Genomic DNA, 15,745 nt, shown 5'->3' on the forward strand with positions numbered 1-15,745 from the left:
AACAGCTGATTTTTTGTTCAATGAATGTTGTTCCTATCGCTAGCTTTACAGATTAATTTCCGGATAAATACAGATAACCGGTTTTGCTTACAGATTCATTGAGATAAGTTTTATAGGTGATTACATAGAAATATGTTCCGTCCGGAAGTCTTTTTTGTTTGTTTACAGTGGCTCTTCCTTCAGAAAATCCTCTAAAGGCTATCGAATTGTTATCGTAACCGTAAGCATCATATACTAAAACTCCCCAACGGTCATAAATTTGTACATAGGCATCTTTATAACATTCAATTCCTGCAATTTTAAAAATATCATTTCTGCCATCACCATTAGGCGAAACAGCGTTATAAACAATAATTTTACAGGCGTTCAGAGGAAGAATTGTAGGATCATCTTCTAAGTTAGAATTATCATCAGAGCTATCTGTAGTTTTTAAACCATCCGGACTTGCAGCTTCGACTATAGCTTGATTTTCTACACTTCCTGCATCTATATCTGCACTTGTTAAGAAATATGTTCCTGTAAAGGTTTCGTTGTCTGTTTGGTTTTGCACTAAAATTATTGGTCCTCCGGTAATGGTAACTCCCGGTTTAGGATCTTTTACCACTACATTCACCAAGAGTATATTCCCTGTATTAGTTACGCTAAAATGGTAGGTTATGGTTTCACCAATTTCGGCATAACCATTTTTATTCTCATCATTGAACACGGCTGTTTTTATAACGGAAACTGCCGGAACTGTGTTCAGATTAATTCCTGTATTGTCGTCATCTCCTAAAAGAGTTCCGTCATCACTGTCTGAAATATCAGTTACCTGTGTTCCGTCCGGAGCATCACTTATTACCAGGGCTGTATTGATAACTTCGCCTTGTACTACATCTGCAGGAGTTACGGTATACGATGCATTTGCATTACCAATTTGTCCCGGAGCCAGCACATTAGGCGTTACCACTATTTTTCCGGTACCCAGCATTGGATCGGCAATTTCGATGTTGCTTAAAATCACATTTCCTGTGTTTTTAACAATAAAGCCATAATTAATAATAGATCCTGCACCGCCATTTCCTGTTAATCTTCCTCCTTTGATCAAGGTTATTTTCTTCAATTGATTGACCGGAGTTACTGTGGGGTCGTCTTTTCCAATTAAATTAGGATCATCACTATCAGATAAATCCTGAATAGCATTTCCTGTCAGTGGCTGTGCAGTTACTAATGCCTGATTGGTAACTGTTCCTAAATTGATATCGGCCTGAGTTAATACATAAGTTCCTGTATAATTTGTTACATTCATCTGACCTACTGCTAAAGTGGCAATTGGATTTCCGGAAATCACAGCTTTTGGATCTGTAACTGTTACATTATTTAAATCTATTGTTCCGGTATTTGTAACCGAGAATGTATAGCGAATTAATTCTCCTGGCTGTGCATAACCATCTCCGTTTGTATCTGAAAATACTCCTCTTTTTACCAAAGTAACTGACGGCTGTAAAACTGTTATTTTTATTACTGCCTGATCACAATTTCCAGGATTTATATTTTCGCAAATTTCATAAACAATGGTATAAATTCCAGATGAAGTCCCTGCCGGAACATTTACTGAACCTGTGGCAGTATTTAAAACAGGAACTGATCCGGAATTAATACTATCTGCTGGCGAAAGCATATTTATTTTTACTTGTGAGACTGTTGGCGCCGTATTATTCAATAAGTCATTTGTTAGTACATTCAATACATTATTTGCTCCGTCCAAGCCATTAATTCCGCCAATATTATCATCATTTGCCTGTATTGGCCCTGAAATAACCGTTATAATAATATCAGCCTGACTACAGTTTGTTGGATTTAGATTTTCACAAATTTGATATCGAATAGTATAATCTCCGCTTGGTGTACCTGCTGGAACATTTACGTTTCCTGTAGTACTGTCCAGATTTGGCACCGAACCTCCGTTTATTGAAACTGCTGGAGTAACTACGCTAATTGTTATCTCAGGCAACTGAGCTGAAACTCCGTTTAGATTGTCGTTTGTAATTGCATTTATAACATTGGTCTGACCCTGATAACCATTAATATTTAAAACAGTATCATTATTAGCTTCTATCAAAGTTGCGGTTACTGTAATAAATACAGTAGCATCATCAAAATTGGCAGGGTTTAAATTCTCTGCAATTCGGTATTCTATTCTATATAATCCCGCAGGAGTTTGCGGCGGTACACTAACAATTCCTGTTGCGGTATCAAGAGATGGCACATTTGGATTTCCGTTGACAGGATCTGCCGGATCTAAAACGGTAATCGTAATTTGACTAATGTTTATAGGAACTGCTTTTGCTTTTTTAGTTATAGAAGAATTATTAAAGCTATCATTATCTAATACATTCAATGCATTTACTGCTCCTGTATAACCGTTTACATTGAGATCAATGTCATTATTTGCAACAATTCCGGAAACAACTACCTCAACTGCAATAGTTGCTTGACTGCAATTTAGCGGATTTAATTTTTCACAGATTCTATAATAAATTATATAGGTTCCTGCTGCAGTTCCTGCCGGTACATTTACATTTCCTGTTGTGATATCCAGAACAGGAACCGGATTTCCTGAAACATAATCCGGCGGATTCGTTGTACTTATTGAAGTTATATTAATTTGAGGCAATTGAACGGCAACTCCGTTTAATTCGTCATTTGTAATCGCATTGACAACGTTTGCTTCGCCAGTGTACCCATTAATATCGCTGGCTGTATCATTGACCGCTAAAATTGGTGCTCCAATAACCTCTATAAACACGCTGGCATCATTACAATTAGCAGGATTTATTTTTTCGCAAATGGTATATTTAATTTCATAATTGCCTGCAGGGGTTCCGGCTGCAATGCTAACATATCCGGTTAATGGTTCTAATACAGGAACTGGTCCGCTATTTATTGGGGCTGCAACGGCATCAACATTTATATTTACTTTAGAAATATCAGTAACTGCTCCGTTAAGATTATCATTTGATAATACATTAATTGCATTTGATGTGGCAACGTAACCGTTTACATTTGTAATTGAATCGTCATTTGCCTCAATAACGGGAGCGGTAACTTCTATCGAAATAATAGCAATATCAGTATTGTTGAGGTTTACTTTTTCGCTTAAGCGATAGGTGATATTGTAAGTTCCTGCTGCGGTTCCTGCCGGTACATTTACATTTCCTGTTAATGGGTCTAATATTGGCACTAAACTTCCGTTGATTGAAGCCGCAGGTATTAAAACAGTTATTTGAACTTCTGAAGGAATAACCAACGCTCCGTTTAAAGTATCATTGTCTAAAGCATTTATAGCATTCGGATTTCCGATAAATCCGTTTATTGAAGCAAACGGAATATCATTAACAGCATCAATCTCAGCCGGAATTACTGTAATGGTTATAATGGCACGATCACAGTTTCCGGCATTAAGATTTTCGCAAATTTCATACACTATTTTATATTCTCCTGCCGGAGTTCCCACAGGAACATTTACAAAACCAGTGGTGGTATCAAAAACCGGAATTGGTCCGCCATTTATGGCACTTGGATACGAAACAATAGTTGTCGTAATGCCGGAAAGATTGAGTGAACCTCCATTTAAAGTATCATTATCATAAGCATTGATAAGATTTGTACCACCGGAATAACTATTAATATTTGCCACAGCATCATCATTTGCCACAATAGGCGGTGCTACCACATTGATTATTATAACGGCATCATCACAATTCCCTTTTCTTAAATCTCCACTTATTGGCGGAACTGCAGGCGTATTAAGATTTTCGCAGATTTGATATTTAATCTGATATTGTCCTGCCGGTGTTCCTGGCGGAATATTTACCCTTCCTGAAGCTACAACTAATTCCGGAACTGGTGCTCCGGCCGTTTTTGGACTTGCGGGAATTAAAACGGTTGGTGTTAGAAGACCTGCCAGATTAATGTTTAAAGCATCTCCGTTAAAAGTATCGTTGCTCGTATAGGCATTAATTATATTCGCTGCTCCTTCATATCCGTTTACATTTGGTACAAGATTATCATTTACGATAAGTGGTGCCGCATCGACCACAATGGCAATACTCGCATCTGAACAGTTTGCCGGATTTAGTTTCTCGCAAATATGATAGGTAATATAATATGTATCAGCAGGAGTTCCTTCCGGTACAGATACCCATCCGGTTGTTGTACTGAAAACCGGTACATTGGCACCCGGATAAATTGCTGTTGCGCCGGTTTCCTGGGTTACGGTAATTTCATTACTATTGGCCGCTGTAATCAAAACTCCGTTTAAGCGGTCATTTGTCAGCGCATTAACAACATTAACCTGTCCGGTATATCCATTAATATCTTCAGCTTTGTCATCGTTAGCATCGATTATTGTTGCTTCAACCTGCACTAATATACTTGCCGTATCACAATTTGAAGGGTTGCCAATTTCGCAGATTCTGTATTTAATTTCATAAAGACCTTTTATAGTACCTGCCGGCACATTTACATTTCCGGTACTCACATCTAAATATGGTACATTTAAAACAGCCGGATTTATAGGTAAAGCCGGACTGGTTACGGACAGCGTTACATTTGATAAAGTTGCCTGTGCGATCGCTAGTCTGTCATTTGTAAGTGCGTTAATAACATTATTAGCACCTGTATATCCATTAACGGCAGGAGTAACAATATCAATTTTGGCATCTATACCAGCGGTTGTTACTTCTATAGTTTCCGTTGTTGTCGAGCAATTGCTTAAATTTCCTATTTCGCAAATTGTATAAGTAAGCGTATAATCGTCAGCCGGTGTACCTGCAGCTACAGAAATAGTATTGGTTAAGGAATCAAAAGCAAGATAGCTTGAAATAGAATTTACTGTTACCTGAACATTTGATGCAGTTACCGGAATTCCGTTCAGTGTATCACTGTCTAAAATCGTTTGTGTTCCAGTATTTCCACCAACATCTCCTGATATTGAAGCAAAGGTTTCCGGATTTGCACATATTCTGTTAAAAATTGTAAATGCTGTTCCTGCAGAAACACAAGTATTAAGACCAATTCGTCGTACATAAATCTGCACAGTTCCGGTAGGTAATCCGGTAAAAATATTACTTGCCTGAAAAGTTATTCCATCTTTACTGTATTCATATCCTGTACCTAAATCCGGATTGGTAATCGCTATTGTACCAGTTGCAATCGAACAGGAAGGCTGCTGTGTTACGGCACCAACAGGCGCAGACGGAGGATCAAAAACATTTAATGTAACCTGATTCGAAATAGTCTGACAACCTGATTGTGATTGCGAAATTAAAACTCTGAAATATCTGTTGCCTGGTGTAGGATATGCCGGTGTTGTATAAGAAGCTGTTGTTCCTCCAGTTCCGTCTGTTACATTATTATAAGGACCAGTCAGGACTGATGCGGTCTGCCATTGGTATAGCAAAGTACCTGAAGGAATATTTCCTGTTGCAGTAACCGTAAAAGTATGGGTTTGATTAATACATACTTGTCCATTTACAGGCTGTACGTTTATAGTTGGGGATTCGAAAACGGCTACTTTTGCCGCATTCGAATTCACAACTCCACAACCAATACCAGAATCTGTTACCTGCAGTCTATAAAAAGTATCTGTATTTAATGTTCCTGTTGTATAAGATGTTGTATTCGCTCCTGATCCATCTGTTACATTTGCCCATCCGGTTGTTCCATCTAAAGATTTTTGCCATTGATAGGTATAAGTTCCTGAACCGTTTGTGGCACCCGATGTTAAAGTAAAAATACCGCTTTCGCAAATATTACCGCCTACAGGCTGTAAATCTATTACAGGATCTGGTATTACGGTAGCAGCAACAACATTTGAAATAAGCGTACAAGAAGGGGTTGTTGCGGTTATGATGGCGCGATAATAAGTTGTTGCTGATAATGGTCCTGAAGTATAATTTGCAGTTGAACCACCTGTTCCGGTTGAAACATTGGCCCATCCGGTTGTTCCGTCTGCTGAGCTTTGCCATTGATACGTAAAGTTAGCGGAACCTCCATTTGAAGATGCCTGAACTGAAACCGAAACAGTTCCACCAACGCAAACTGTTGGCTGTGTATTTGGCTGTGTTGTAATACCTGGAATAATAACTGCTGCGATAGAGGATACAACAGGATCACATCCCTGAGTATTGTCTGAAATTACAACTTGATAATACGTGTTTTGCGTTAAGGCCGGAGTTGTATAACTTGCCGAAGTTGCTCCGGGAATATCATTATACGGACCTGCCAGAACGGTAGAATTTTTCCATTGATAGGTGTAATTTCCTGAACCGCCACTTGCTGTTACATTTAGAGTTGCCGATGATGCGCTGCAAATATTTGTTTTTTGAACGGGCTGTGTTGCAATAGAAATATCTGATAAAATTGTTACGGTTGCAACATTTGATGTGATTGTGGTGCAGCCATTTCCACTGGCAGCAACATCAACTCTGTAATAAGTTGTCTGGGTTAGAACCGGGGTTACATAAGTTGAGGCAGTTGCTCCTGTAATAGCTGTAAATGTTATGTTATTTGTACTGCTATACCATTGATATGTTAAACCTGGAGTTCCATTTGTCGCTGTTACTGATAAAGTATGATTTCCTCCGGAACAAATTGTAGCTCCTGCCGGCTGAACAGTTATAGCAGGATCAGGAACCACAGTTGCTGTAACCGGATCAGAAATTAATGTACAATTTGTAGCTGATGAAGTAACAATACATCTAAAAATTGTTGTTGCATTCAAAGCATCTGATGTAAAGTTTGCTGTTGTTGCTGTTGGATTTGTTTCGTTTATAAAACCGGAACCTGAATCACTTTGCCATTGATAAGTTAGCGTTCCGGAACCTCCGTTTATCAAAGCTGTTATACTCAAACTCACTGTACCTCCTACACAAATAGCAGCAGGAGTTGTTGGCTGTCCACCAATTGTAGTAACAAATACTGGAGCTGTATCAGAATATACCTCACAACCACTTAAAACCTGTGTTACTCTAACTCTATAATATAAATTTGATGTTAATGCCGCTGTTGTATAAGAATCTGTAGTATCTCCTGTTCCACCCGTTACATTTGTCCAGCCTGATGTTCCGTCCAGAGAACTTTGCCATTGATAAATTAAAGTCCCTCCTGCTGCATCACCAGAAGCAACAACATTCATCGTGTGGGTTGTGCCGGAACAAATCGTGTTACCAACTGGCTGCGTTGTAACAACAGGATCAGGAATCACATCTACTAAAACACTATTTGAAGTAACCAAATTACAACCGTTTCCTGTTGCTGACACCTCTACTCTATAATAAGTATCTGAAGTAAGAACCGGAGTTGTATAGGTATTTGAATTTGCTCCGGAAATTAATGCAAAACTAACATTATCCGAACTGCTAAACCATTGATAATTTAAAGCCGGAGTTCCTCCAGTTGCTGAAACCGATAAAGTGTAAGTTCCGCCCGTACAAACAACTCCCGCTGTTGGCTGTGTTGCTATTGCCGGATCAGGAACAACTGTTGCTGTAACTGTACTTGAGGTTAAAGTACAATTTGTAGCTGACGATGTAACTAAACATCTAAATTGTGTGGTAACAGTCAAAGCATCAGAAGTGAAATTTGCTGTAGTTGCTGTTGGGTTGGTTTCATTTACAAAACCGGAACCTGAATCGCTTTGCCATTGATAGCTTAATGTTCCTGCTCCTCCATTGACAGATGCTGTCACATTAAGATTTACAACTCCTCCCACGCAAACTGCAGCCGGAGTTGCAGGTTGTCCTGTTATTGTTGCAACAGTTACTAATGCCGGATTTGAAAAAGTTTCGCAACCACTTCCTGCCTGTATAATTTGTGCTCTAAAATACAAATTAGCAGTTAATCCGGCAGTTGTATAAGTATCTGTATTAGCGCCGGTTCCTCCGGAAACATTTGTCCAGCCTGATACTCCGTCAACTGAACTTTGCCATTGATAGGCAATTGTTCCCGCAGTTGTGTTTGTTGTAGTTGCAGCCACATTCATAGTATGTGTATTGCCGGAACAAATCGTATTTCCTGCAGGCTGCGTGGTAACAACCGGATCGGGAATAATAGTAAATTTAGCTGTATTACTGGTAATTTGAGCACAAGTACTGGAAACATTTACCCTGTAATAATATTCCCCGGCACTAAGGGAGTTAAGAGATGTAAATGATGCATTAGTCTGTCCGGAAATATCTGACCAGCCCGTTGTTCCATCTACTGATGATTGCCATTGATACGTATAAGGTGCTATACTTCCTGAAGGAGTAGTGTTTAAAGTTATAGTTCCGCCTTCGCATATTGTACTGTCACTTGCTAATGCCGAAGTAGCCAAATCTGGTGGTCTGACAATATTTACTTCATCTGAATAAGCCGTACAGGAACCATTGCTTATTGACCATTTTAATCGTGTTGTTCCAATTGAAATATTCGTTACTGTTGTATTAAATACATTTGGATCTGTTATTGCTGCTGTATTTCCGGGATTCGAAACAAACGTCCAGATTCCCGCACCGGTTGAAGGATTATTTCCTGCTAATGTCACTATTGATACATTACAGATAGTCTGATCAATTCCGGCATCTGCCAAAGGAGGCAAAGCATTTATCGTAACTGATACCATACTGGAACTTGGAGGACAGGATCCGCTTGAAATAGTCCACTGAAATTCATATACGCCTGCCTGAGTACCAAAAACTGCTGTTGCAGGAGAAGATGGGGTTTCAAAAACTACTGTTGTAGGTCCGGAAATCTGTGTCCACAATCCAGTTCCTGTTGATGGTGTATTCGCGGATAAATTTAATGTTTGAAATTCACATATCGAAATTGGTAATCCTGCAACAGAAGCTGTAGGCAAAAGATCAACCGTTATGGTAACGTCATCAAAAAATATACACGAAAGATTAGTCGCTGTCCAACGTAAAATATAAGTTCCGGCTCCATTAGGTGTAAAAGTAGCCGTTGGATTTGCAGCATTCGAAAAAGATCCGATACCCGGACCATCAAACTGAGACCATTCTCCGGTTCCTACTGTAATTGCATTTGCTGCCAAAGTCGCTGTTGATGATTGACAAATCGTTTGGTCAGGTCCTGCTTGGGGAACCGTAACATCTGCCGTAACTGTAATTTGAACATTTGTAGTGGTCGGTGTACATACTGTTCCGTTTGTAACGGTCCAGCTAAAAACATATACACCTCCCGTTTGCGTTAAATTTGAAACTGTTGTGGTTGGTAGAATTTCCGAACTAAAAATAGCTGTTGTAGGTCCTGAGATCTGAGTCCATTTTCCTGTTCCTACAGTTGGAGGCGTCGCTGTTAGTTCTGTCACGGAACCACAAATTGCATTATCGCCTTCTGCAACTGCGGCTGATGGTGAAGCAGCATATTCAACCCGGACCTGATCTGAATTATTACAGCTTCCGGAACTTACTGTCCAGTTAAAAACATAAATTCCAAATCCGGGATTCGTATATTTTGCATTTGGAAGTGTTGCATCATCAAATGATCCTCCTGAAGGCCCTGAAAGTACTGTCCATAATCCGGTTCCCTGTAACGGACTTGTTGCTGTAAGCTGAATTTCCTGTACCGGCAAATTAGCACTGCACAAAACCTGATCAGGCCCTGCGTTGGCTGTAGACGCTTGCCCATTAACCGTTACCTGAATATCATCTGAAGATTCCGGGCAGGAACCTTGCGCCGGAATTGTATATCTAAAAACATATACACCCGGTATTAGTCCGGTTACAGCAGCACTATTGTTTCCTGTTGGTGTTATAGTTGGCGCTCCGCTTCCGCCGGAAACATACGTCCAGGTTCCAGTACTTGTTGGATTTCCTGTCAAATAAAGTGGCCCGGCTAAACAAGTAGAAAAATCGGAACCTGCCGCAGCAACTTCCGTTACTTTTATACTTACCTGATCTTTACTTGCGGGGCAATTTATTCCGGTATAGGTTGTCCATTCTAAAATATATTCTCCCGTTATCAATCCGGACAAAGTTGAATTTGCAGCTGTTACATTCGAGAAAACAGGTGAATTTGGTCCGCTAATTAAAGACCACAAACCATTTGTACCGGCATCTGGCGCTGTAGCTCCAAGCGTTACACTTGTCTGATTACATATCGTTTGATCTGGTCCTGCTATTGCGGCTGATGGTACCTGGTTAACATTTAACTGAACAGAATCTGATGAAACTGCACATGCTCCTCTTGAAATAGTCCATTTATATACCCAAGAACCTTGTGTTAAACCCGTTATGGTCGTCAACGGATTTGTAGGATCAGTAATTACAGGACCATCTCCCCCACTCACAAACTCCCATAAACCGGTTTCACCTGCAGCCGGAGTATTTCCTGTCATTGTTGCTGAAGATCCGCAAATATTTTGATCATTTCCTGCCTGTGCTAATGTAATCGTTGGCGCTATTGTTATGGCAACCGTATCTTGTGCATCTGTACAGCCTGTGTTAGTTACGGTCCATTGAAATTCATAATTACCATCACTTAATCCCGTTACGGTTGTATTATATTGAGCAGGGTTTGTAATTGTTGCTGTGGTTCCCGCTGTCTGTATCCATAAACCAGTTCCCGGTGACGGATCATTTGCTGCTAAAGTCAACGATGTTGTTCCTGTTGCAAGACATTGATCTGTACCAGCATTTGCAGTAGCTCCTTGTGTAGCGTTTGTTGTTACATCTACAGTATCTGAAGAGGTTCCGCAACCGTTTACAATTGTCCATGTAAAAGTATAAGTTGTATTTTGCGTCAGTCCGGAAGCAATTGCGTTAGGATCATTTATATCATTAAAAGTTACTCCTGCAGCTGGAGAAACTGTCCATGTTCCTATTTCACTTGCAATCATTGCATTTGCCTGTAACTGAACCGGTGCACCAAAACAAATTGACTGGTCATTACCCGCCTGTGCAGGTGTAGGTGTTGCACTTGATACAATGACTTCTGCTATACTTTGTGTTACACTACAAGCCGGTCCGCCAGAAATAGTCCACCTAAATCTGTATTTACCGCTTATCAGGCCGGATACTGTTGTTTCAGGATTTTTAATATCAGAGAATACTGCCGTTGAAGGTCCTGAAACCTGAGACCAGGTTCCCCTGCCCCTTGTTGGTGTGTTTCCTGCCAATTGAGCCGTAGTTAAATTACAGGCTAAATTTTGAAGCGTTCCTCCGCTTGATGCTGAAGGCGGTGCTGAAATTACTATTGAAACATCGTCATAAACCGTTTCGCACTGACTTCCCGGATTTGGCTCTTTTATTAATCTGATCACATAAATACCTGAAACTCTTAAGCTGTCAATTACTATTGAGTTTCCTGAAAAATTAACCAAAGGTGTCGGAAAAGAAGGATATGTAATGGTGTAAGGAGTTGGACCGCTAACGATTTGCCAGCTCATTTGTCCGTTACCTGTTGAGGTAACCGGAATAGTTGCCGAAAATTCACTGCATCCTAATGTCTGGTCCGGACCGCCAGATATCGCTATTACTTCTTCTAAAGTAACATTGTAAATTCCTGTAGAAGTACATCCTGTTGTACTATTGTTTAAGGTATATAAAAAATTATAAGTTCCCAGTGCTGTCATGCCGGTAACGAGTGTTGAAGATGAATTGGGATTTTGAATTGTAGCCGTAACAGGTCCGCCGGTTTGCGACCATTGTACCGTTTCATTTACATATAACGGAATTGTTCCTTGTAAAACAGTTGAGGTTCTGCCATCACAATAAACAAAATTAGCATTTAAAACATTGGTAACATCTGCTGTTGGTGCCGGAACAGTTATGGTAACTTCATCGATTCCGTTAACACAGTTTCCCACAACTGTCCACCTTAAAACATAGGTTCCTTCTATTAAACCATTAACGTTTGTATTGTTATCGTTGGCATTTGAAAAATTAGGAACATTTGGTCCGGATACTACAGTCCAGGTACCTATTTGCTGTCCGGAAGTATTGCCGCCAAAACTGCCATTTAGATTTACATTTTGTGTCGAAGAATAACAGTTTGAGAGTGTAATATCCCCGCCTGCAGTTACAGGCTCAATGCCTCCCAAAGTAGTAATGGTTACTGTATCATAACTTTGGCAATTTGAAGCACTATTCACTATTGTCCATCGTAGTGTTGTCGTACCTGATACAGCACCTGAAATTGTTATTGCGGAATTTGGTGAATTTGGACTACTGATACTAACACCTGCATTATTACTTCCTTCTATTGTCCAGGTTCCAGTCTCAGAAGCTCCTGTTGGATTTCCATTTAAAGCATACGTTCCCGGGCAATATGTTTGGTCTGTTCCGGCATTTGCCAATGTTATGGGTTTTATAGTAATAACAAAATCATCAAATACCGTCGAACCATCCTGACATTGTGCTGTTAGTCTAAAACCATACGAATTTCCCGGACTGGCGCCCCTTACAAAACTCTGAAGACTGGCGGGATCATCAATAATAACAGAAGGTCCTGATATTTGACTCCAATTTGGATTTTGCAAATAACCTAATCCTGCATCTGCATTGGCAGTACCTAATAAAATAAACTGATCAACAGGAAGTCCAGTTTCTCCTCCCGGGCAAATTATCCTGTCTACGTTTGCATTTACAGTACAATTTTGAGAAAAAGAAAACACAGGCAAGAGCAATACAAGGCATAGCAAAACTCTTTTTGTCGCTTTAAAATCAAAAAGGGAGTAATTTAATTTCATAAATCTGATACTTAGAATTTAAAAAATAAATATGATGCTCGCGGGTATTGAAATCATTCTGAATTTATACAATTGATAATTCAGAGAGGAGTACATAGTCCTAAAGTGTAATTAGTTTTTATCTTACTATTTACATTTTTATAAAATAAAAAACGCACAGGTTTATATGGATCTGGTTTAGGCAGGTTATTCAATTTAAAAATGTAAACACATAATTATTATACAATTAGCACTTACATATAACTAACTAAAAACAAACACAATACTGAATTAAAAATTTGTAAATACAGCATTATATCCCATAAAAAACAAAGTTTACATCTAAGATTTGAGGTATAAAATTATGATAAACTTAACAATATTTTTTAATAAAGTTGTTTCAAGTTATAATTTGAAACAACTTTATTCTTACATTTTTTTCTACTGATTCTATATTTTTATAATTTTAATTCTGTATTCAATTTACATTGATTTCAACATAATTATTTGGTAATTATATGATCACCAATTAAACTTTTCTGCTATTAGCAGTCCAGATTATTATTGTATTGTATTGTATTGTTCAGCTCTTTTTTTCAAACTAAAAAAATCTTATAATGAAAAGTAATTTTTTACTATTGATGCTGCTTCCCTTGGTATTTTGCGGTTCAATACAAGCTCAGGATAACACTTCGACTAAAAACTGGCCTGACAGAACGACTTTGCCTATTGAGGCTTACCAAAAAACAGGTAAAATCGAACCCAACATCAAGGATTCAGATCCTATAGAGTGGCCAAAGGAAATAAGTGCCCCTGAAGGAGCACCAAACGTACTTTTAATTCTGATTGACGATGTGGGTTTTGGTGCAACTTCTACTTTTGGAGGTCCTATTCCCACACCTAATTTTGATGCTCTTGCAAAAAATGGATTAATTTACAATCGTTTTCATACTACGGCAGTTTGTTCACCATCGCGTGCAGCACTTATAACAGGTCGAAATCATCATACTGCAGCCACCGGAATTATTATGGAATTCTCTACTCCATATCCGGGCTATAATAGTTTAGTGCCTAAAAGTGTGGCAACAATAGGAAAAATATTAACTGATAACGGATATGGAACTTCATGGTTTGGAAAAAACCACAATGTTCCGGACTGGCAATCTACACCTGCAGGACCGTTTTATTTATGGCCAACCGGTTTGGGATTTGAATATTTTTACGGTTTTCTTGGCGCAGATGCACATCAGTTCAGACCTTCTTTAATTGAGGGAACAAAACCTATTGATCCTTATCTGGTCGATGGTAAAGTAGATCCTGATTATATTTTGGATAAAGATTTAGCCAATCATGCCATTAAGTGGATCCAAACTCAAAAAGCGGTGTCTCCAAATAAACCATTCTTTGCCTATTATACACCCGGAACTGCACATGCTCCGCATCAGGCACCAAAGGAATGGATTGCGAAATTTAAAGGCAAATTTGATTATGGTTTTGATAAACAGCGCCAAATGACTTTTGAAAAACAAAAAGCAATGGGTATTATTCCTAAAGATGCTAAACTGGCTCCCACCCCTGATGATTATCAAAAATGGGACGCACTTAGTCCAAACATGAAAAAAGTTGTAGCACGAGAAATGGAAGTTTATGCAGCACAGCTTGCCTATTGTGATAACCAGATTGGAAGAGTTATTCAGTCTATCAAAGATTTAGGAGAACTTGACAACACTCTTATTATTTATATCATGGGAGATAATGGTGCAAGTGCAGAGGACCCAACCGGACAAGGACTAACAAGCGAAATAGGAATAATGGTAAACGGGGAAAAAGATACAGAAGAATTTATGCTTAAAAATTTAGATGAATTTGGAGGCCCCTGGACACAGGAACACTATTCTCAAAGCTGGGCACATGCCATGAACACGCCTTATCAATGGGATAAAAAAATAGCATCGCATTTGGGAGGAACCAGAACCGGAATGGTTATTTCGTGGCCAAAAGGCATAAGGCAAACAGGTCAAATTCGAAGCCAATATGCACATATTACAGACATCGTTCCTACTATTCTTGAAGCGGCAAAAATTCCTGCTCCTACAACTGTAGATGGTTTTAAACAAGTGCCTATGGCAGGAAAAAGTCTTATTTACAGTTTTGATAACGCATCAGCTCCTGAGACACATACCACACAATACTATGAGATTATTGCCAACAGAGGAATTTATAAAGACGGGTGGCTGGCCAATACGACACCTAGAAATTTGCCTTGGCAGGGACATCCTATTCCCTCAGAAGATCCTATGAAAGATTACAAATGGGAATTATATGATTTAAAAAAAGATTTTAGCCAGACAGACAACGTTGCGGCCCAAAATCCGGAAAAATTAAAAGAACTTCAAAAAGCCTTTCTGGAAGAAGGACGAAAATTTAATGTCTTTCCTTTAGATGATCGTTATATTGATCGTGTAAATCCGGAAAATCGTCCTAATTTAAACAAAGGAAGAACCAGTTATGTATATCACGAAGGAAATTCCCGTATTACAGAAGGAATGGCTCCAAACATGAAAAATACATCTTTTAGTATTACTGCTGATATCGAAGTTAAAGCGGGTGATGAAGGAATGATTATTACTCAAGGCGGTTATTTTGCAGGATTGGCTTTAATGCTTCAAAAAGGAAAACCAACTTTTGCATATGCTTTTTCTCATTATCCACAATCAAAATGGACGATACAATCTAAAACAGCCTTAACTGCGGGTAAACATAATGTTACTGTCAATTTTGACTATGCAGGCGGTGGCGTAGGTAAAGCAGCAAAAGTTACTTTAATGGTAGATGGAAAAGAAGTTGCTAAAGGTGATATTCCTAAAACTGTCCCAAGCAGATTCTCAGCAGATGAAACTTTAGATGTTGGAGAAGATTTTGGAACTCCTGTAGTCAGATCTTATGATGTACCGTTTACTTTTCAGGGTGAAATAGATAAAGTTACAGTGAATTTAAAACAATAAATTCGATAGTAGTTTTTCCAAATAATTT

2 protein-coding genes are annotated in these 15,745 nt (G+C 38.9%); one reads left to right on the top strand and one right to left on the bottom strand.

Annotated elements, in window-relative coordinates; genetic code table 11:
* Positions 1-52: 52 nt before the first annotated feature.
* The gene (locus tag RC62_RS03520) at positions 53-12,733 is read right to left on the bottom strand and encodes a PKD domain-containing protein (RefSeq protein WP_055092654.1); all 12,681 of its coding nucleotides are present in this window, start codon (positions 12,731-12,733) and stop codon (positions 53-55) included.
* Positions 12,734-13,329: 596 nt separating this feature from the next.
* On the opposite strand from RC62_RS03520, the gene RC62_RS03525 reads away from it, so the two are divergent.
* Positions 13,330-15,717, top strand: a complete 2,388-nt coding sequence (locus RC62_RS03525) for an arylsulfatase (protein WP_055092656.1) — start codon at positions 13,330-13,332, stop codon at positions 15,715-15,717.
* Positions 15,718-15,745: the final 28 nt, after the last annotated feature.

The sequence above is a fragment of the Flavobacterium aquidurense genome, from assembly GCF_001404985.1.
Classification (GTDB): domain Bacteria; phylum Bacteroidota; class Bacteroidia; order Flavobacteriales; family Flavobacteriaceae; genus Flavobacterium; species Flavobacterium aquidurense_B.